The sequence below is a fragment of the Paraflavitalea soli genome, assembly GCF_003555545.1.
In the GTDB taxonomy this organism is placed as follows: domain Bacteria; phylum Bacteroidota; class Bacteroidia; order Chitinophagales; family Chitinophagaceae; genus Paraflavitalea; species Paraflavitalea soli.
The window spans coordinates 6,139,844-6,160,720 of the sequence record NZ_CP032157.1 but is presented as its reverse complement, the minus strand read 5'-3'; the positions used below and the strand labels follow the sequence as shown (position 1 = coordinate 6,160,720).

The window sequence follows — 20,877 nt, the reverse complement described above, 5'->3', positions numbered from 1 at the left end:
ATTGACCGGTTTATAAACGGCAGGAAAGTATCAAATAGTATGGTGCAATGCAGGCCCGGGAGGGGGAATTTTATTGTGTCCCATACAGGGACCTGCCGGAATATAACATGGGGCCATTACCCCGGAATGGCATCTATAAGATTAAATGTTATAACTATCAGGGAGTTAGTTATCTGCTCCATCAGGAATGTCCTTCTTTGGTACTGAATTCATTGGCGTAAATCTTGATCATAAGCAAGAAAAGAGAGATCAAAATAGGGCCAAAGATGAGGCCAATAAATCCAAACATGCTGACGCCGATAATGACCCCAAATACGGTAATGAGGGGGTGTACATCGCCCAGCTTTTTTTGCAGCCAGAACCGGAAGATATTGTCAACGGTTCCTATAATGCCAAATCCATATACCAGCATAATGATACCCTTTCCCGAAGCGCCGTTGGCAAAAAACAACAGGCTCAGGGGAATATAGGCCATGGCAGCGCCTACTACGGGCAGCATGGCGGCAATACAGGTAATCACAAACCAAAATATCGGTTCGTCAACGCCCAGGATAATATATCCAATCAGGCCCACGACGCCCTGCAGCAAAGCAATGAGGGGTATACCGATGGCATTGGAATTGACCAGGGAGTTCAGTTCTTTACGCAGCAATAGCAGGTTTTCATCTTTCAGGGGTACCCATTCATAAAAGTGAGACTCCATTTTACGCCCATCTACCAGCATGAAGTAAAGTATAAAATACATGATGATGATGGTGGTGAGGGTATTGAACGTGGCGCCTAATATCTTGGGCAATGTTTCGGCGCCCATGGCAGAGATGCGCCGGATATTTTCGCTGGTCAGGATATGGATATCGTATTGCTTTTCGTATTTGGCAATAAAGTTCTGAATAGAGGTGAGCAACTCGGAGGAATGATTGACGGCAAAAGCGATACGCGCTGTCATCAAATTGGCGAATACCAGTATGGGCACCATGATGATCAAAAACGAGAGCAGCATGAGTAATGTAGCTGCCAGGTTCTTGTTCCACTTATACTTCCCCTGCAAAATAAACATGTATTTGCGCATGAGCACATACAGCGTATAGGCGCCCAGAAAGGCAGGAATAAATGATTGCAGGTAGATGAATAATACAGTGCCAATGAGCAATATGGTGATCAATAGCAATACCTGTCGAATGGCATTGTTAGGTATGGTATTCATAGCTGATTGCTGGTTTCTGGTTACCGGGCACTGACTCTTTGAGCAGCCTGCCACATCATAAATAATTGATCGACAAGCTACACATAAAGTACCAGAAACCGGTAACCAGTAGTAAGTTTTAAATCTTCACTTTTTTCCAGGCTCCCCGCCGAAAGATAAGCACACCAGCAACACTAATGCCTGCTTCTGCTGTAACTATGGCAACAAAAACACCGGTAGGTCCCCATTTTAGTGTTACAGACAAGAGGTAAGCCACGGGTATTTGAAAAAGCCAGAAGGCAACCAGGTTGATCCATGTGGGGGTTTTGGTATCACCCGCCCCATTGAAGGCGCTGGTAACCACCATCCCTACTCCATAAAAGATATAGCCCAGGCTGACTATATGGAGCGCCTCGGTCGCAATTTTAACTACCCCGGCATCTTTGTTCATGAACGAGGTGATGAATTCTGATCCCACGAGGAATATCAGGATCACGATGGCCATGAAAATAGCACTGTATTTGGCCGTTTTCCACACCGACTGTTCGGCACGCTCCGGCTGTTGAGCACCCAGGTTTTGCCCTACGAGGGTAGCAGCAGCATTGCTCAAACCCCAGGCAGGCAAAATGAAGAACATAAGTATGCGGATGGCGACGCCATAGCCGGCTACGGCATCATCACCAAAGCGGGTAATGAGCCTGGCCAGGAACATCCAGCTGGCAGAGGCAATAAAGAACTGTACAAATACCACCCAGGAGAGGTCGAAGATGGTCTTGAAAATGCCCAGGTCGAGGGAAAAGTGTGCACGCTTAATGCGCAATAAGCCCTTCCCTTTGAACAGGTGATACAACTGGTACGACACACCAATTCCTCTTCCTATAGTAGTGGCAATAGCCGCCCCCATCAATCCGTAAAAATGAATGAGTATGGGGCAAAGAATGATATTGCACACGTTGGCGATCCCCAATGACCACATGGCAATAGCGGCATTGCCTGCACCCCGGAAAATACCGTTGATAAGAAACAGCAACATGATCACCACAGAGCCGCCAAACATGATGCGGGTATAAGGAGTACCCAGCGCAATCACTTCCGGTGACCCTCCCATTACATGCAGGATATGCGGCGCCAGCAATACACCTGCAACACTAATGACGAATGTGATCATCAGCGCTAGGTTCATGGCCTGTGCACCCGCTTTGGAGGCGCCTTCTATATTCTTTTCACCTACCCGACGGGCCACCACGGCAGTAGCACCCATACCCAGGGCCATGGCCACTGAATACAAAATGGTGAGTACAGATTCTGTCAGTACCACTGTAGAGATGGCTTGCCGGGCATGTTCCGTCCTGCCAACAAAATAAATGTCTACTAATGCAAAAATGCTTTCCATGACCATTTCGAGGATCATGGGAATGGCCAACAGGAGTACTCCTTTACGAATACTGCCTTGTGTAAAATCCTGGTTCTCTCCCTGAAGTGCCTGTTTAATAAATGACAGGACAGACGTTTTTTTGTTTGGTTGAGTCAATGGCATACAAAACTCCTTTCTGAGTTGAATTGATTAAATAAGTAAATGACAATGAAGACCGCAGTAAGTGCGGGCAAAAGGGGGCAATAAAATTTGTTCCTGAGTTAGTGGACGACGGATCCGAGGAACGTGGAGACTTTCATATTACAATGGTATTGAGATTTCAAATCTAAAGAAATTAACTGTCGGAACCAAGATTTTTAGGATCTAAAGGATTTGCAGGAATTGAGAAAGGCTGATAAGCAGGAAAGCTGAAGTGTCTGGGAAGCAATAAGAAACAGCAAGCATTTTAGCGATCAGAATGTTCGATACCGGACATTTTTGGTTTAGGGATTTTGAATAACCAACTGATTATGCGCTTTCTATGATTGGCACCCCGCTTGGAAGATTATAATCCAAACAGTAGCCAGGTATGGACAGCGCAATAGCCCCTAACATCATCCGACAACGCAAACGAAAATTAATAGGCTGGATCATTCTTATCGTGATTGCCCTGGGTACAGCCGGGTGGTTGTTACGCCATTCATTGTCCTCCACCATCAACCGGTCGGCCATCACCACGGCTGTAGTGGAAAAAGGCAATGTGGAGAATACCATCACCGCCACCGGAGAGATATTGCCGGAGTTTGAAGAAGTAATTACCAGTCCCATCAATGCGGTGATCAAAAATGTATTGCTGGATGCAGGCACACCGGTTAAGATGGGTCAGTCTGTATTAGAGCTGGACAAAGCCTTTACGCAGATAGAGCTGGAAAAGTTGAAGTTTCAACTTGAATTGAAAAAGAACAATATATCGCGCCTGAAATTACAACTGGATAAGAGTTTTTATGACCTGAAAGCCAATGACTCTATCAAGCAGCTAAAGATCAACAGCCTGCAGGCAGGTGTACAGGATGCCAGGCGATTGCTCAAAGCAGGTGGCGGCACCCGGGAAGAAGTGGAACAGGCAGAGCTTGATCTCCGCATAGCCCAGCTGGAAAAAAGACAGCTGGAAAACGAGATCAAAAACAAACAGCTGACGATGCAAACGGATATGCGGGAATCTGAAATCGCCGCACAGATACAATACAAGGACCTGGATGAACTGGAGCGCAAGCTGCTGCAGGCCAATATTGTGGCCAACCGCAATGGGGTCATCACCTGGGTGAATAAGAACATTGGCTCCAAAATAAATGAAGGGGAATCGCTGGTAAAGGTAGCCGACCTGGGCAGCTTTAAAATAACAGGCAGCATATCCGATGCTTTTGCCGGCCAGGTACGCACCGGTCTGCCAGTGATAGCCCGCATCAATGATTCGCTGCTAAGAGGGGTGATCATGAATGTTCATCCGGCTGTACAAAATAACATCCTGTCTTTTGATGTGCAGCTGGACAACCGCAGCAGCAAACTGCTACGCCCCAATATGAAGCTGGATCTTTTCCTGGTGACGGCTACCAGCAACGATATATTGCGGGTAGCCAATGGCAGCGCTTTTAAAGGGACCGCCACGCAGGATATTTTCGTCGTGCAAAACGGCAAAGCTATCCGGCGCACAGTACATATCGGGTTGTCCAACTTTGACTATGTGGAACTAAAAGACAATGTGGCGCCGGGCGAAGTGATCATTACCTCGGATATGAGCCAATACAAACACCTGCAGGAAATCACCATTAAAGACTAAGGGGTATTTATGAAGCGGATCAATTATATAGGGATTGCGTTGTTATTATCAGGCACCCGGTTAGCGGGTCAATCTGCTGCCGACACCCTGCGGTTTAACCTGACGGATGTGGTGGCCATGGCAAAAAACCAATCCATTGCCGCCAGGCAGGCAGTGACGTTAAAAGAAAACAAATACTGGCAATGGCGTACGTATCAATCCAATTACAAGCCACAGCTTGTACTGGACGGCCGGCTACCGGCTTACAGCAAAACCTACCAGGAGATCATGCAACCCAATGGTACGATTGACTTTCAGCCGGTAAGAAACAACAACTCTTCCCTGAACCTCTCCCTGGAGCAAAGTATTGCCAAAACGGGGGGTACCATCTTTGGCACGACGCAGCTGCAACGATTCGATGACTTTGACCGTAAGAACACATTGTACAATGGGGTACCCTATGCACTGGGATATAGCCAGCCGCTGTTCATGTTCAACAGCCTGAAATGGGACAAGCGTATTGAACCGCTGAAATACAATGAGAGCCGGCAGGAATATATAGAGTCGATGGAACTTATCGCTATAAAAGCTTCCGGCTATTTTTTCGACCTGTTGCTGGCGCAGGTGAACCTGCAAATTGCAGAAACGAATTTCAACAACACCACCAACATACTCCGGATAGCGAATGAGAAGTTTGAACTGGGCAAGGTCTCGCACAATGAAATACTTCAATTGCAGCTGGAACTGCTGAAGTCAAAAAAATCAGTAGCCAGCGCCAAAAGGGATAGGGAGATCGCGGTGCTGAACCTACGGTCGTACACGGGCCTGCAAAGTGATGAAAAGATTGCCCTGGAGTTGCCAGGCTCTTCTATCAACATTAAGGTGTCCGCTGATAAAGTGTTGACGGAAGCCTTTGCCAACCGTTCTGATGCCATTGCCTTTCAGCGCAAAGTGATAGAGGCCAAACGGGATGTTGCCAAGGCCAGGGGTGATAATAGCCTGAATGCCACGCTCACTGCCCGCCTCGGATTTTCCAATAGTGCGCTTAACTTACCAGCGGTTTACAGGTCGCCCAAGGATCAGCAACTGTTCCAGCTGGTATTTGACATCCCCATCCTGGATTGGGGCCGGTCGCGGTCAAGATTAAAAACAGCAGAAGCCAATCAGAAATTTGTACAATATGCAGTGGAACAGGATCAGCAGATCTTCCGGCAGGAGATCTTTACACAGGTAACTTTATTTGACATGATGCAGGACCAGCTGATCCTGACAGCACAGGCCGACAGTATTGCTACAGAAAAATACCAGATCGCCAGGGAGCGGTACGTGCTGGGGCATTTAAGTATTACGGACCTCAGTATTGCCTTCCAGGAGAAAGACCAGGCAAAACGGGATTACGTTTTTGCTTTGCGTGATCTGTGGGGGGCTTATTATCAGTTGCGTTATCTTTCTCTGTACGATTTTGAGAAAAATGAAAAGATCAATTATAAATAAAACAACCGTATGATACAATTACAGAACATTGAAAAGGTATACCGCACCAGCACGGTGGAAACACTGGCGTTGAACAATGTGAACCTGACGGTAGAGAAAGGAGAGTTCCTATCCATCATGGGGCCTTCGGGCTGCGGCAAAAGCACGCTGCTCAATATTATGGGGCTGCTGGATGCGCCCTCCAAAGGGGATGTAAAGATCGGCAACGAGTCGACCACGCAATTATCAGACAAGCAGATGGCGCATTTCAGGAATAAAAAACTCGGTTTTATTTTTCAGAGTTATCACCTGATCAATGACCTGAAGGTGTTGGACAATGTAGAGCTGCCACTGCTGTACCGTACCAGTTCAGCCAGGGAACGCACACAGCTGGCCAAGGCGGCGCTGGAGAAAGTGGGACTCAGTAATCGCATGAAACATTTCCCTACGCAGCTTTCCGGCGGCCAAAAGCAACGGGTAGCCATTGCGCGGGCCATCGTAGGAGAACCGGAGATCATATTGGCGGATGAACCTACGGGCAACCTGGACAGTGCCATGGGCAATGAGATCATGGAGATCCTCTTGCAGTTGAACAATACTGAAAAGACAACAATCGTAATGGTAACACACGATGAAAACATGGCGCGTAAGACACACCGGTTGGTAAGGTTGTTTGACGGAACGCAGGTGAGTTAGGGCCAGTTGCGAGCTTAGAGCTGCGAGCTGCGAGCAAAAGACAGTCAATAGCGAGTAGTCGACTTCTGTGCTACCGGTAATCACAAGAACCCCTAGTCATCAACTTATAAGAAAACAGACTTCTTATGTTAAAAAATTATTTCAAAATAGCCATTGCAGTACTGAAGCGGCGTAAGTTCTTTACGTTCATCAGCTTGTTTGGCATCAGCTTTACGCTGACAATATTAATTGTGCTGACAGCTTTCCTGGATCACCTGATCAGTCCGCAGTATCCCGATACCAGGCGCAGCCGGTCCTTGTATATCAATACTGCATTGCGTTCAAATTCGAAGACCTTTTACTTTAGTAATGGCCCGCTGAGCTACTATTTTCTGAATAAGTATGTAAGCAGTTTGAAAACCCCGGAGAAGGTAGCTATCTCTTCCATTTTTTCTACTACCAATACTTATGTCAACAATAAGAAACTGGAGATCGATATGAAGTATACGAATGCCGAGTTTTGGGATGTACAAGAGTTTCAGTTTCTTGAAGGCAGACCGTATACCGCACAGGAGATTGCCAATGGAGACCATGTTGCGGTCATTTCAGAAAAAACAAAGCAGGCCTATTTCGGAGAGGCAAGTGCTGTAGGAAAATATATTGAAACTGACAATGTGCGATACCGCGTTACCGGAGTGGTAAAGAGTGTGCCTATTACCATATTATTTTCTTATGGTGACCTGTACCTGCCTTATACTTTATCTAAAACAGAGCGTAGCAATACCGGTTTTGATGGTAGTTATACAGCGATCATACTGGCGCGGTCAGCAGCCGACCTACCCAAAATACAGGAAGAATTTCAGCAGACGGTTGCCCGGATACCTTTAAAAGGGATGGAGTTTGATAAACTCGACTGTTATGCAGACAGCTACCTGGCTAGTTTTACGCGCACCTTATTGGGCAAGGATGAAAGTTCGGGGGTTAACAAGTTCATTCTCTCCATTAGCCTGTTTGCCTTGTTCTTTATGTTGCTGCCTACCCTGAACCTGATCAATATTAATATCAGCCGAATCATGGAAAGGTCGTCGGAGATAGGCGTACGCAAAGCCTTTGGCGCCTCTTCCAGAACGCTGGTATACCAATTCATTATTGAGAACATTATCCTCACCCTTATCGGCGGCATACTGGGCATTGCACTATCTGCCATCATCATTGCCATTCTCAACAGCAGCCAGCTACTGCCACAGGTGTACCTGGCCATCAATTTCACTGTATTGGCCTGGGCATTATTGGCCTGCCTGCTATTTGGCTTGTTTTCGGGTGTATATCCAGCCTGGCGTATGTCGAAGTTGCAGGTAGTAACGGCACTTAAAGCGCAATAGGCGTTTATTTCTCATCTTATTAATTGCATTTTATGCTGAAACATTTGTTTAAACTGATCTGGAATAAAAAGAAGCAAAATTTTGTGCTGATGCTGGAAATACTGGTTTCCTTCCTGGTGATCTTTGCCGTCTTCACGATGGTGGTATATTACTACAAGAACTACCGTAAACCAATGAATTTCGACTATGAGCCGGTATGGGCCATCCAATTCCGGATCGAACAAAGACCCCAAAGCAATGACTCCCTGTCATTGTATTTTGAAGCCCTCAGGAATCAGCTGACCTCCATGCCTGAAATAGCTGCTGTAAGTTTTACCGGCCACAATATTCCCTTTTCCATGAGCACTTCACAAAACAATGTGAACTACGAAGGGATGCATATATCCGGGGTAAATGATTATACCGTGCAGGATGGTTATGCAGCTGCACTGGGCCTTATCATGCAGGAAGGCCGGTGGTTTTCCAGGGCTGATGCCGGCGCCAACTACAGGCCGGTAGTGCTCAATAATTTTCTGAAGGAAAAGTTATTTGGGAACGCCAATGCGGTGGGGAAAGTGCTGGACAAAGGATCAGAGCGGCCTTTAAAGGTAATAGGTGTTATCCACGACATCAAAGAAAAGGGCGATTACCAGGCCATAGAACCTTCACTTTACAGGAGAGCAGATACCAGCTCTTACCGCTGGATGGAAGTAATATTGGTAAGGGTAAAACCAACAGCCAATATAGCTTTCGAAGGCCGCCTCTACAAGGCATTGGCCGCCTATATGCCGAATGCAACGGTGGAGATCGAGCACCTGACCAATAAACGGGTTAGCAAAAACAGTATGACGCTGGTGCCCATGATCATCATGATGATCGTAGCTGGCTTCCTGGTGATCAATGTGGCGCTCGGCCTGTTTGGTGTGCTCTGGTACAATATTAACCGGCGCAGGGGCGAGATCGGCTTGCGCAGGGCAGTGGGGGCAACGGGGCAATCTATATCCCGGCAGCTGGTGAGTGAGGCATTGGTATTGTCTACCATGGCGTTGCTGGTAGGTTGTTTTTTTGCGGTACAGTTTCCACTGCTGAATGTATTTGATATGCCGGCTGGGGTATACCTGACTGCTATCGGGTTGTCGGTCGTATTTATTTATGGGCTGGTAATGGTCTGCGCATTGTACCCAGGCAAGCAGGCAGCCGCTATCTATCCTGCCGTGGCTTTACACGAAGATTAGGATCACAGAGTTGTCAAATACCAGTAACTTGAAACTTTTTCCGGCATTATGATCTTAATTATAGACGACGATGTGGCAGTAAGGACGTCCCTGCAGTTGCTGTTGGAACAGCAGGGATATGCCACTGCCACTGCTGATTCATCGGCGTCGGCGCTGGCCGTATTACAGCAGCAGGCGCCTGACCTGATCATCCTGGACCTTAACTTTTCTATTGAGACCTCCGGCGACGAAGGCATGTTGTTGCTCGGGCAAATACGAAACCTCCGGCCAGCTATCCCGGTGATCCTTATTACAGGCTGGGCCACTATTGAACTGGCGGTTAAAGGCATGAAGCTGGGAGCCAATGATTTTATCAATAAGCCCTGGAGCAATGACCACTTGCTGCAATCCATCAGCACCTTGCTCAACCTGCAGGAAAAGAGAACAGAAAAGCTAAGCCGCAAAAAACTGGATAGCCTCTATAATTTTCAGCATATCATTGGGGAGGACGATGCCATGCTGGACATCCTGGAAACCATTGGCCGGGTAGCTGCCACGGATGCAAGTGTACTGATCATGGGTGAAAGTGGTACCGGCAAAGAATTGATCGCGGAAAGCGTTCATCAGAATAGCCTGCGCAGCAATAAGCCCTTTGTGAAAGTAAACCTGGGAGGCATTTCAACTTCCTTATTTGACAGTGAAATGTTTGGCCATGTGCGGGGGGCATTTACAGATGCCCGCTTTGACCGCACAGGGCGTTTTGAAATGGCCAATAAGGGTACGATCTTCTTAGATGAGATCGGCGACCTGGATCCCGGTAGCCAGGTTAAGTTGCTAAGGGTATTGCAGGACAGAACATATGAAGTACTGGGAAGCAGCAGAACGAAAACAGTGGACGTGCGGGTAGTTTGTGCTACCAACCGGCCACTGGAAGAGATGGTGAGCAAGGGAAGTTTCCGGGAAGACCTTTTGTACCGCATTAATTTAATCACGATACGGTTGCCTGCTTTAAGAGAGCGCCCGGGAGATATTCCATTGCTGGTAAACTTTTTCCTCAACAACCTGCGCGAGATCTATAGCCGTCCCGCCCTGGCAATTAGCCGTGAAGCCATGAAGTGGTTACAGCAATTGCCCTTGCCCGGTAATATCCGTCAATTAAAGAACCTGGTGGAGCGCTCGGTACTGGTAAGCAAAAAAGACTACCTGGAGGTAGGGGATCTTCAATCCCAACTGGAAACATCACCCCGGCAAAAAGGCAATATCGATTTGCCGGAAGTAGGTAGCATTACGCTGGAGGAATTGGAGATAAAGATGATCCGTAAAGCCATGGAATTCCACAAAGGCCGTATTACCCGGGTGGCCAAAGCCCTGGGCATCACGCGCAGTGCCCTGTACCGGCGGCTGGAGAAATTCAATATTCCTTACGATGAGACTGCGGACTAAATACATCCTGTTTGTTGGCATTATTCACCTGGTTACCCTGGTCCTGACCTTTTTTATATTCAGAGAGAACAAGATCTTCTTTATTGCATCGGAGGTGCTGGTACTGATCTCCGCTATTGTAGCGTGGAGATTGTACAGGGAGCTGATCAGTCCGCTCAAGACTTTGATGCAGGGGGTAGATGCTATCCGCGACCGGGATTTCAATGTAAAATTCCTGACCACCGGCAAATATGAAATGGATCAACTCATTAATGTGTACAATGCCATGATAGATGAATTGAGAGAAGAGCGCACCAAACAGGAACAGCAGCATTTCTTTCTGGAGAAGCTGATCAATACCTCCCCTACGGGCATTATCATTCTTGATTATGATGAATGTATTCACCAGCTCAATCCCCAGGCATTGACCCTGCTGGGCCTGGAAGAAAAAGTGTTACTGGGCAAACCAGTACATGCCATATTCCATCCCTTGCTGCAGGAGATCAGCAGGCTGTCGTCGGGAGAAAGCAAAACGGTGACCATGAATGGGATCGAGACGTATAAATTGCAGAAGTCGCACTTTATAGACCGGGGTTTTGCCCGGTATTTTATCATGCTGGAGGAACTGACCATTGAGATCATGGCTGCCGAGAAGAAGGCCTATGGGAAAGTGATCCGTATGATGGCGCATGAAGTGAACAATACGGTAGGGCCGGTTAATTCCATTCTGCAATCTACCTTGCAGGCGCATGAAAACAGTGCTACTATCAGCAACGCATTACAGGTTGCTATTGACCGCAACCACAACCTTAATATTTTCATGCGCAACTTTGCCGACGTAGTACGGTTGCCCGAGCCGCATAAAAAGGATACCGACCTTCACCAGCTGCTTCGCAATACGGGTAAGCTGATGGAGCTAAAGGCAGGTGAAAAAGAGATTGTTTTCCAGTTTGACCTGGCGCCAACACCTATGCTTATACAGTCAGATGCTTTACAACTGGAGCAGGCGATTATCAACATTATTAAGAACGCCATCGAGGCTATCCCGGAAAAAGGTACTGTTGCCTTTATTACGCGCGCTCATCCCAGGGAGCTGATCATCCGGGACAATGGCAAGGGTATTGCCCCTAATGTAGCGGATCAATTATTCTCTCCTTTCTTCAGTACCCGGAAAGACGGACAAGGCATTGGCCTTACCCTCACCCGTGAAATATTGCTGAATCATGGATATGAGTTCTCGCTGAAGACCATTGAGCCGGGGGTTACTGAGTTTAGTATCCGGTTTGAGTAGTGAGTGGTCAATTAATACCGATCACTTAAGATATCACTCTTTGACGGGCATTTTTGCACCGTTAGGTGCAATAGCTTTGTAGAAAGATATTTGCATATATAATGCGGCGCCGTAGGTGACGCTCCTCAGGGGTGCGCCTACAGCGCACAAATACCATTAAAATACGTTTTCTACAAAGCGGTAGCCCCTAAAGGGGCTTGTCGAAGACAGCTTCAATAGCGGATTTCTCCCTGCGGTCGAAATGACAAAAAAGAGTGTTCTTCCTTACAACTCCTCCTTTCCTTCGTCCTGGTCTTCTGTTTCTTCCAGTTCGCCATTCTGTCCGCGGCGCAGTTTTACCAATGGTTTATCCTGTGTGCCTGATACATGCACGGGAATGCCGATAATGCCAAATGGCGGGAGGCCTACCCTCAATTTCAGGTTGAGCTTTCCATCGAAACTGGTCTGGCCTTCAAAGCGCAATTTGAAGGGAGATACTTTAAAGCGGGTACGTTCGATCGTAATCAGGTTATTGTTGATCGTGGATTTAATGTCTACTTTGGAAAGATCGGGATTGTCAATGTTCTTATTGGTTTCCTTGCTTACCACACTGAAGAGTTTCCATCCTTTCATTTTTACTTTCTTTACCGATAACACACCACCTCCTTTCAAAGAAGGATAAACGGGGCTCATGTGTTCATCCAGGCGTCCATTGAGCTGGTAATCCAGTGAAATGATCCCTTCTGCATTGGCGGCGGCAGGTACCAGGTCGTGGAACAGCTGTATTTCTTTGTAGGCTTTCTTCACATTGAACTCTTTGGCATCGATATGGTAATCAAACACGGCCTTACGGGGCGAAAGGCTTTTGTAATTGCCATTCATGACCACGGGTGCATCAATTAACTGAAAACCGGTTTCCTGTAATTTGATCGCGCCACTGTCGATGGTTACCTGGCCTTTAAAGTCTTTCAGGTCAATGCCATTGTAGTGTACTTTACGGGCATCCGCCTTAAAACTAATGGCCAGGTCGGAAGGAACCATTACCACGCCGGCCGCGGTGGATGCAGCGGCTGATCCATTAGCTACCGGGGCGGCGGTTTTATTATCTGCAAAAGCCATGAACTCGTCAACCAGGAAGTAGTCGGTGTTCAGGTCAAACTGCCCACGCAGGGGTGTACCTCTTTCCATCATGTAGTTGAGTACATTGTTGAGGTAGCCATTGAGCGTGAGCTTACTTTTTCCATAATTGACCTTGAAAGCATCGAACCACATTTTATCCTGCTCGAACCTGAAGTTGCCCGATCGAATGTAGAAGGGTACGGGAAACATATCAGCCCGCAGGGTTACATCCCGCAGCTTCATGGTGCCTGAATTGAATAACCGGTCGTAGTGGCCTCCTGTGGCATCGCTCTGAAGGCCGCGCAGCGACAGGTTGGTCTCGATAAATCCTTTTAGATCGTAGCCCTGCAGGGCAAAGACCCGGTATATCCTACCAATATCCAGTGTTCCTTTGGAAGCGATATTGTATTTCAGGTTTTCGAAATTCTGGAGATCGGCTTTTATAAAGAATGGCTGCCCTTCAAAACGGAATGATACGGGAGTTACCTGCACCACCAGGTCTTTCATGGAACCTTTCCGGCTGGTAACAACCGCACTCACTTGAATATTTTCCAGGGGGGCAGGGTAGTATTTCGTTTGAATGCTGCCATCTTTAATGGTGAACTTACCCTGGGTTACCGGAAATATCTTTTTAGCCGGAATGTACTTGCCATTGGTTTGTACATCGATATCCAGGTTGCCGGCCAGGGTCATACTATCCAGCGGATAGAAGTTCCTGATGTCGGCCAGGTTAAATACGCTTTGCAGCTGCGCATTGATGGGGAAGTCCTTGCTGTTGCCCAGCTTAAAAAAGCCTTTGATATAATTATTCAATACCGAAGCATTGAGCTTTTCTACAGACAGGCTGGTATTCTTATAATTGTGGTCGGGACAGGAGGCGTTGAGGTCGAAGCTGATATTCTCTACGGCCTGTGGCAGGTCCTTGTATTTAAAGTAGCCGTTGGCCAGGGATGAGCGGATGGTAAACTGAGGGATACTGCTCACGACGGTATCTGTACCCCGCAGGCCCTTAGGCACTACCGACCTGGCGTATTTTCCATCGGCCAGCAGGTGGATGGTATATTTCCCTTTGAGATCAAAGGGCTGAAAGCCAAAAGCCCTGGTCCATTTCTCCAGGTCCATTTCACTGTTCACTTTGGCATAAATGCTAGGACTACTGAGTCCTTTTAGCCGGATTACGGAGCTGAAGTAGTCTTTATCAATATTGAAGAAAATAGAATCAACCGTTACCTGCAGACTGTCGGTATTCAGTTGCGGCAATTTCGATTGAAAGTTGAGGTACAGATTTGACACAGGCGAAGGCGCGGCGGCATGAGCAATATAGCCGTTGCGGATCTTCATATTCAGGGTAAGGTCGGGCATTATGGCGCTGTCGGCAATATACTTTCCTTTTAGGGTGGCATCAATATCACTGAAGCCGCGCACGTCTGTCTTATCGAGCCATTGGGTAACTTCAGGAGGCAGGCCGGTAAAAATATCGTGGAGGTCACTTTCTGCAGACTTTAGCGTGAAATCCATGCCATAACCATTGCTGAGAAACTCAAACTTACCATTGAACTTAAGGGGGAGTTTATTAATGGTAAGGTCATTTTGTTCAAAGAAAAGGGCCAGCGAGTTGGTATTGATCTTGGTGATCAGATCGGCCTGGATCTTTTTGGACACGACATAAGGCTGGCCATCATAATTGAAATCCAGCGAATCCACTTCCATATGGGTGTGCAGGTCGAAGATGGCCTTACTCAGATCGCCGGTGCCTTCATAATAAAGTCCTTTCATTGTCAGTGCCATGGGCAGGGACTGGTCATTGTATACCAGGCGGCTCTTCTCAATGAGAATCTTTTCAATTTTCAGGGCCACGCCGGAGGAGTCTGCAGTGGCAGCCGTAGAATCGCTGGCTTTAGAAGTGTATATATTATAATTGGGTTTGCCGTCCTTATCGACCAGGATATTGATATCGGCGTTGGTCAGGAATATTTTGTCGACACTGGTGCTGCTGGTAAACAGGCTGAAAAGGTCAACCCCGAGGGATATCTCTTCTGATTGGATGAGGGTGGCTTTTTCAAACGGTGCTGATCCTTTTACAGACAGGTCGTACAACGTGAGGGTAAGTGCGGGAAAATGGCGGAAGAAAGAGAGGCGGGCCCGCGAAAAATCCAGTTCTGAATTGATGCTGCTCCTGGCCCACTGCTTGATCCTGGTAGAAACAAATCCGGGAAAAATATAGGGCAGGAGGAACATTAACAAGAGGGCAATGCCCAGGGAAAGGCCACCCAGCTTGAGTAGTTTAACGGTTATCCTCTTAAAGGATGATGACATAACAAGGTATTTAGTGTGCGCAGGAAGGCTAATTACCTCAAAAGTACGATACCGGTACCGGTTATGCCGTATAACAGAAGGAATATTTTTATTATGTGAAGTGCATCCGCAAGGCCAACACAGATAACCTCATGACCAGGGGATGCACTACACGCAATAATTGTTTATTCAATGATCTCACGTTTTCTACTATTGCACCTTTTTTACAGATCCGGAACCTGAGATATGGGTACTTATCAATGGGGCGCCCTTATAATATACCGATCCGCTTCCGGAAATATTGGCGTCCAGTTGTTGTACCACGCCCGCCTTGATATTTCCTGACCCGCTGATATGCGTGATGGCATTCTTAAAACTTACGTCCAGCATTTCAATACCACCGCTGCCACTGATATTAAGATCGCCCGCATCAGCCACACCTCCATTTATCTGAATATTCCCTGAGCCGGAGATAAAGGCTTCCAGCTTGCCTGTCACCTCCGTTCCGGCCAGGGTAATAGACCCTGAGCCGCTCAATCCTAACCGCAAAGAAGATGATTGCAGCGTACTGTTGCTACTGATATCGCCGTCGCCGCTAACATTCAACGCATTGAAAAGCGGCGCACTCACTCTTATTATGACCTTGTCATGAGAACCAATCCTTTTACCGTTGTCAAACTTTATTCTTAGTTCCCCACCCGAAACCGGCGTTTCTATAATGTCGAGGATATTTTGCTGGGCGTCAATGGTGAGTTTATAACCAGGTTCCTGGGTTACATACAGGATGCCCGGGATACCCAAAGACACTTTCGTAAAATCTGCCACCGTTCTTGATTGTGTAATAGAAGGTCCATCCCCATTAATTTTCTTTTTACAGGAAGTCGCGAATAATAACAGCGACCATACGCCCAGCACCAGAATACTCTTTTTCATGTTTTTGCTTTTTTAAATTTGGCTATACTTACGGCAGGTGGGTGCGTTCAGGGGGTGCGTCTTAGTTTATTGTTTTAGACAATTCGGATTCAGCTACCGTACCAAACCAGCCATAGATCTTTTTCTTGCTGTCGGCTTGTTTGTTGAAGATATTGGAGGGTACGTTTTGCAATACTTTGGCAAATAGGCCGCCACTGTACAGTTGATCAATGAGTTGATCCAGGAAATCGTAGGTAGGCTTACTCAGGGAGCGGAGCACTACTTTTACTACATCTCCTTTTTCATAGGGCTCTCCATCGGAGGTAATGCCTTCTCTGAATGGTTCAATGAACACATAGCCGTCAGAAGCATCCTCGTAAAAAGAGGCATCAATGGCTACCATTTCATTCACATGGTAATTGAGGGAGCCATTTTTATAGGTACGTATCCAGGTGTAATCTGTGCCACCGATCAGGTCTCTTGCATGCATTTCTGCATAATATCCTACTTTTTCATCGCCTGATGTTTTTTCCTCATCACGGTATTCAACGGAGATGGAATCAACTTTAGTCACCCGGGTGAGTTTGTCTGTAGCTTCAAACTGCTGGCCATCCCAGGTGATGTTAAGTTTGTAGGTATGGCCAATGATACCAATGGCAGCCGCTCCAGCATCGTACTCGTAGGCGCCGTTTTGAAAGGTAAAGTTGTAGGTTTTATTATCGGTCACATCAGTAACAACGATCTGCGCGCCTGTTACCACTTCGGGCGCCTTATTCTCCAGGTAATTTACTGCCCGCAGGAATTTGATGGTTTGCTTACCAGGTTTGTTGGTGATCCACGCATCCAGGTAAGGTAATTTTTCACCGTCGGGCAAATTGACGTCGATTACTTTTTCACACGAAGAAAAGGTGTACAGGGCTACGAGTGCGACTATATATAATTTATACTGTTTCATTGGTGCATTTTTAGTTTTTGAGGCCTGGTCAACATGTTCTTGTCTCACACTTTTATACAGGCGCTCCATGGTGATACTATTAGAATTTAAAGTTCCAGGTGATGGATGGGATGATGGAACCAAGGATAGACAGCTTAACAGCTTCTTTCTTTTGAGGCTCATCTTCATTTTGGCGGAAATAAACAGTATAAGCGTTTTTACGGGCATATACGTTATAGATACCAAATACCCATTCCTGTTTGAACTTCTTACCCTGACGGCCCTTCATGGTAGCAGCTATGTCCAGCCGGTGATAAGCGGGCAAACGATAGTTGTTGCGCTTCTCGGTACTGTTGTAAGGAATAGGAATGCCTTGCACATCCAATCGCACATCAGGAAAGGTAGCAGGTGTACCAGAACCGAGGTTGAAAGTGGTGGAGAAGTCCCATTTCTTATTATAAGAATAAGTAAGGGCTGCATTCACTACATGCGTGCGATCATACCGGCTGAGGTACCATTCGCCTTTGCTGATGCCGGGTGTTTTCCTTTCAGATTTTGAATAGGTATAATTCACCCATCCCTGTAACTTGCCCGTCTCTTTCTTTACTTCCAGTTCAACCCCCCATGATCTGCCCTGTCCTGTAAGCAGATCGGCTTCTACCAGCTGGTTCAATTCAAGGTTGGAATTGTCTATAAAGTCAAGCACATCATCCATCTTTTTATAAAATACTTCCGCAGAAAATTCCACAGGCAGGGATTCCGGAATGGTCACTACGCCTGCTGATACCTGGTCGGTAACGGAAGGCTTGATATTGTTGGTGCTGGGGAAATACAGGTCAACCGGTGTAGGCGACGCCGTATTGGACAGCAGGTGCAGGTATTGGGAGCTGCGGGCATAGCCTGCTTTAAGAAATGTATTTTTCTTCAGCTCATAACGTACGGAGAGGCGCGGCTCCAGGAATGTCCAGTCTACAACCGGTTTCTTGCTGGTCACCACTTCTTCGCGATCGAGTGGTTTGCGCACATTGGCGGTGGTATCCCTGAAATAATATACCGTAGTATTGCCCAGATAAGCGTAGTGATTGACGCGAACACCAGCCTGTACCTGCCATTTACGGTTTATCTTCCAGGTATCTTCCACGTGGGCGGCCATTTCTGACCCATAGCGCTTTTTGAGGGTAATATCATTCTTAACACCTTCGCTGGTAGCTACCCCTTTACCGGGATAAAAGTTATAGTAGGTAACATTGACCCCAGTTTTCAGGGTATGTTTATTGTTAATATACCAGGTAAGTGTTGGCTTTACTCCATAAGTTTGAATGTCAGATTTCCAATCATACTTTTCATCCACTTCAGCACCCTTTTCAGAACTGAAGAACAACTTATAGTCATACTTGGAATAATATACACTGGTATTCAGGAATAAGCGGGGACTAAACAGGTGGTTCCAGCGGAAGGTACCGGTGGTATTGCCCCATTCGAAACCCGCTTCGCCGCCAAAGCCAAATACATCACGTCCAAAATAACCACTGAGATAAATGGTATTCTTGTCATTGATCTCCAGGTTTCCTTTGGCAGTGATATCATAGAAGTACAATTTATTGTCGCGGTCTTTTTCCTTCAGGAAAGGCTTGGACAATACATCGATATAAGAGCGGCGGGCAGCCACAATGAAAGAGGACTTGTCCTTCTGGATGGGTCCTTCTACAGAGATACGGCTGAAGATGCTGCTGATACCGCCATTAACCGTGAGCTTTTGGTTATTCCCTTCTTTCATGCGGATGTCCAGCACAGAAGAGGTGCGGCCACCGTATTCAGCGGGGAAAGCACTTTTGTACAAGGTTACATTCTTCACCGCATCAGGATTGAATACGGAAAAGAAACCCAGCAGGTGAGAGGAGTTGTATACAGGCGCTTCGTCCATGATAATAAGGTTCTCGTCTACATTACCACCACGCACATTGAAACCTGAAGCACCTTCCCCTACCGATGTGATACCTGGCAGGGTCAACATGGCTTTTACTACATCAGGCTCTCCCATAAAAGCAGGGATCTTCTTGATCTGTCCCATGCTCATTTGCTGTATACCCAGTGCCACGGTATTGGTCCTGCGCAATTTCTTTTCACCGGTTATCACTACCTGGTCCATTTCGGCAGCAGCTGTTTGCAGCGGAACTTCCAGTGTTTTACTGGCGGTGAGATCGATCTCTGTTTTATAAATGCTGTAGCCGGTATAACTTACGTTGACGGTATATTTACCAACGGGAAGGGTAATGGAGAAATAGCCGTACGAATTGGATTGCACCGTAGCGCCTATAGGGCTTACCGTGATAGTGGCGTTGATAAGCGCTTCGCCACTGGCGGCATCACGAATATAGCCACTGATAGTGAGTGGTTTTCCAGCCTGCGCCTGAGAGGCCTCATGAAAAGTTAGCAGGGTAAGGAACAAGGATAAAAAACGGATGGTGGAACGTAACATACAGAAATTTTGTTTGCAGTAATGACAACGTAAGTTTTCTTTACCCCTACGCTACCCATACTATTTAGAAAATATTAACAAAACCGGTTTTATTGGCTGCGTATCAACGAAGCAAAACGCCACAAAAGTATACCACTCACCAGGAAGAAACGGGACCTCACATATAAATCACATGAGAATACCCCTTTAAGTGGCGAATAGCGTACAATTTGGTGTTTGACCATTACAGGTTATTTTTGCGCCCGGCTATACTTTACAGGATAACTTAACCACCTGCCTGTGCCAGGGATCAAAACTCATCGTGTGACAGAACAAGAAGCGTTATTGAAAGCGGATAAATCGAAGGGCGTTCTGCTGTTTGTAGCGGGCTTGTTCTTCGCCGTGTTGTGGTCATCTGCCTCCACCGCAACCAAGATAGGATTACTGTCTGCCCAGCCCTTTGTGATCTGTATTGCCCGCTTCTTCCTGGCAGGGATCGTGATGCTGCTCATCGCACATGTACTAATGGGCAAACGCTTGCCGCACGGTAAGGAATGGAAGCAGTTGGCTATATATGGCGTTTTGAATATTTCCATCTACCTGGGTGTCTATATAGTAGCCATGCAGGAGGTTTCGCCGGGACTGGGTTCCCTGGCCATCGCTACCAATCCGGTATTTATCAGCCTGATGACCTCCCTGTTGTTCCGCCAGCGTTTAAAACCCATTACTATTACCAGTTTATTGTTGTGCAGTACCGGCGTGGTATTGGCTGCCTGGCCCCTGATGCACCAGAGTATGGCTACTCCCTTTGGGATTAGTTTGCTGATGGGCAGTATGCTGGTGTATTCTATCGGCGTACTTTATTTTTCCCGCCAGCAATGGAGCGACCTGCATATATTAACCATCAATGGCTGGCAAACCTTGCTGGGTGGTATCTTTCTGCTGCCAGCTGCCGCCATCACTTATAACCCCGCTAAGAATGTATGGGATAGGCATTTTATAGGTTCTGTATTGTGGCTGGCCATACCCGTATCCATCGTGGCCGTACAACTTTGGCTGTACCTGTTGCGGGATAATGCGGTGAAAGCCTCCTTTTGGCTGTTCCTTTGCCCGGTGTCCGGGTATATTATTGCAAACGTATTGATGAAAGAACCTATTGGCCTTTACGCTATGGCAGGCATGCTGTTGGTTATTGCAGGTCTCTACCTGGTACAACGAAAAAAAACCGCCTGAGCCGGTACTATCGCCCACCTACATACTTACTCTTAAAAGAATATTAGTAGTTTATAGTATACTTTTTTAATTTTATACACTCCCCTTTCCGCCCAACCATACCGTATACGTGCGATAATTATTGGCTAAGGCCTTCTGATTCAGGTAGTTTCATTAAC

General features: G+C 46.9%; 14 protein-coding genes. 8 read left to right on the top strand and 6 right to left on the bottom strand.

Annotated elements, in window-relative coordinates:
• Positions 1–181: 181 nt before the first annotated feature.
• Entirely contained in the window at positions 182–1,204 is a 1,023-nt protein-coding gene (locus tag D3H65_RS23480; protein ID WP_119052650.1) for an AI-2E family transporter, read from the bottom strand.
• Between the two features lie 118 nt (positions 1,205–1,322).
• Positions 1,323–2,720 (bottom strand): MATE family efflux transporter, encoded by a 1,398-nt coding sequence (locus D3H65_RS23475; protein ID WP_119052649.1) that lies wholly within the window; start codon positions 2,718–2,720, stop codon positions 1,323–1,325.
• 406 nt (positions 2,721–3,126) lie between these two features.
• Between D3H65_RS23475 and D3H65_RS23470 the strand changes: the two genes are divergently transcribed.
• The 7 genes from D3H65_RS23470 (at position 3,127) to D3H65_RS23440 (ending at position 11,789) form a co-directional block, all read left to right on the top strand.
• A complete protein-coding gene (locus tag D3H65_RS23470; RefSeq protein ID WP_119052648.1) occupies positions 3,127–4,374 on the top strand; it encodes an efflux RND transporter periplasmic adaptor subunit in 1,248 nt (415 codons plus the stop codon).
• Between the two features lie 9 nt (positions 4,375–4,383).
• Complete coding sequence (locus D3H65_RS23465) at positions 4,384–5,847, top strand: TolC family protein (protein WP_119052647.1); 1,464 nt, start codon at positions 4,384–4,386, stop codon at positions 5,845–5,847.
• Positions 5,848–5,856: 9 nt separating this feature from the next.
• Positions 5,857–6,522: an ABC transporter ATP-binding protein gene (locus D3H65_RS23460; protein WP_119052646.1), complete on the top strand. Its 666-nt coding sequence runs from the start codon at positions 5,857–5,859 to the stop codon at positions 6,520–6,522.
• Positions 6,523–6,647: 125 nt separating this feature from the next.
• Entirely contained in the window at positions 6,648–7,883 is a 1,236-nt protein-coding gene (locus D3H65_RS23455) for an ABC transporter permease (RefSeq protein WP_119052645.1), read from the top strand.
• Positions 7,884–7,915: 32 nt separating this feature from the next.
• Positions 7,916–9,097, top strand: coding sequence for an ABC transporter permease (locus D3H65_RS23450; protein WP_119052644.1), 1,182 nt, complete (start codon positions 7,916–7,918; stop codon positions 9,095–9,097).
• A gap of 48 nt (positions 9,098–9,145) precedes the next feature.
• Positions 9,146–10,519 (top strand): sigma-54-dependent transcriptional regulator, encoded by a 1,374-nt coding sequence (locus D3H65_RS23445; protein WP_119052643.1) that lies wholly within the window; start codon positions 9,146–9,148, stop codon positions 10,517–10,519.
• A complete protein-coding gene (locus tag D3H65_RS23440; RefSeq protein ID WP_119052642.1) occupies positions 10,503–11,789 on the top strand; it encodes a sensor histidine kinase in 1,287 nt (428 codons plus the stop codon). The genes D3H65_RS23445 and D3H65_RS23440 overlap by 17 nt, the downstream gene beginning before the upstream one ends.
• Before the next feature lie 264 nt (positions 11,790–12,053).
• Here the strand turns inward: D3H65_RS23440 and D3H65_RS23435 are convergent, their stop codons facing one another.
• The 4 genes from D3H65_RS23435 to D3H65_RS23420 all read right to left on the bottom strand — a co-directional run bounded on the left by D3H65_RS23435 (position 12,054) and on the right by D3H65_RS23420 (position 19,507).
• Positions 12,054–15,203 carry an AsmA family protein gene (locus D3H65_RS23435; protein WP_119052641.1) on the bottom strand — a complete coding sequence of 1,050 codons (3,150 nt, stop codon included), beginning with the start codon at positions 15,201–15,203 and terminating at the stop codon, positions 12,054–12,056.
• A gap of 189 nt (positions 15,204–15,392) precedes the next feature.
• Entirely contained in the window at positions 15,393–16,115 is a 723-nt protein-coding gene (locus D3H65_RS23430; protein ID WP_119052640.1) for a head GIN domain-containing protein, read from the bottom strand.
• Between the two features lie 61 nt (positions 16,116–16,176).
• The gene (locus D3H65_RS23425) at positions 16,177–17,049 is read right to left on the bottom strand and encodes a DUF4249 family protein (protein WP_162915783.1); all 873 of its coding nucleotides are present in this window, start codon (positions 17,047–17,049) and stop codon (positions 16,177–16,179) included.
• Between the two features lie 79 nt (positions 17,050–17,128).
• Positions 17,129–19,507, bottom strand: a complete 2,379-nt coding sequence (locus D3H65_RS23420; protein WP_119052638.1) for a TonB-dependent receptor — start codon at positions 19,505–19,507, stop codon at positions 17,129–17,131.
• Positions 19,508–19,810: 303 nt separating this feature from the next.
• On the opposite strand from D3H65_RS23420, the gene D3H65_RS23415 reads away from it, so the two are divergent.
• Positions 19,811–20,719, top strand: a complete 909-nt coding sequence (locus D3H65_RS23415) for a DMT family transporter (RefSeq protein ID WP_245999577.1) — start codon at positions 19,811–19,813, stop codon at positions 20,717–20,719.
• Positions 20,720–20,877: the final 158 nt, after the last annotated feature.

Bases quoted from the DNA above. Each gene is read 5' to 3' on its own strand.
- D3H65_RS23480 (WP_119052650.1), bottom strand. From the start codon at position 1,204: ATGAATACCATACCTAACAATGCCATTCGACAGGTATTGCTATTGATC.
- D3H65_RS23475 (WP_119052649.1), bottom strand. From the start codon at position 2,720: ATGCCATTGACTCAACCAAACAAAAAAACGTCTGTCCTGTCATTTATT.
- D3H65_RS23470 (WP_119052648.1), top strand. From the start codon at position 3,127: ATGGACAGCGCAATAGCCCCTAACATCATCCGACAACGCAAACGAAAA.
- D3H65_RS23465 (WP_119052647.1), top strand. From the start codon at position 4,384: ATGAAGCGGATCAATTATATAGGGATTGCGTTGTTATTATCAGGCACC.
- D3H65_RS23460 (WP_119052646.1), top strand. From the start codon at position 5,857: ATGATACAATTACAGAACATTGAAAAGGTATACCGCACCAGCACGGTG.
- D3H65_RS23455 (WP_119052645.1), top strand. From the start codon at position 6,648: ATGTTAAAAAATTATTTCAAAATAGCCATTGCAGTACTGAAGCGGCGT.
- D3H65_RS23450 (WP_119052644.1), top strand. From the start codon at position 7,916: ATGCTGAAACATTTGTTTAAACTGATCTGGAATAAAAAGAAGCAAAAT.
- D3H65_RS23445 (WP_119052643.1), top strand. From the start codon at position 9,146: ATGATCTTAATTATAGACGACGATGTGGCAGTAAGGACGTCCCTGCAG.
- D3H65_RS23440 (WP_119052642.1), top strand. From the start codon at position 10,503: ATGAGACTGCGGACTAAATACATCCTGTTTGTTGGCATTATTCACCTG.
- D3H65_RS23435 (WP_119052641.1), bottom strand. From the start codon at position 15,203: ATGTCATCATCCTTTAAGAGGATAACCGTTAAACTACTCAAGCTGGGT.
- D3H65_RS23430 (WP_119052640.1), bottom strand. From the start codon at position 16,115: ATGAAAAAGAGTATTCTGGTGCTGGGCGTATGGTCGCTGTTATTATTC.
- D3H65_RS23425 (WP_162915783.1), bottom strand. From the start codon at position 17,049: ATGAAACAGTATAAATTATATATAGTCGCACTCGTAGCCCTGTACACC.
- D3H65_RS23420 (WP_119052638.1), bottom strand. From the start codon at position 19,507: ATGTTACGTTCCACCATCCGTTTTTTATCCTTGTTCCTTACCCTGCTA.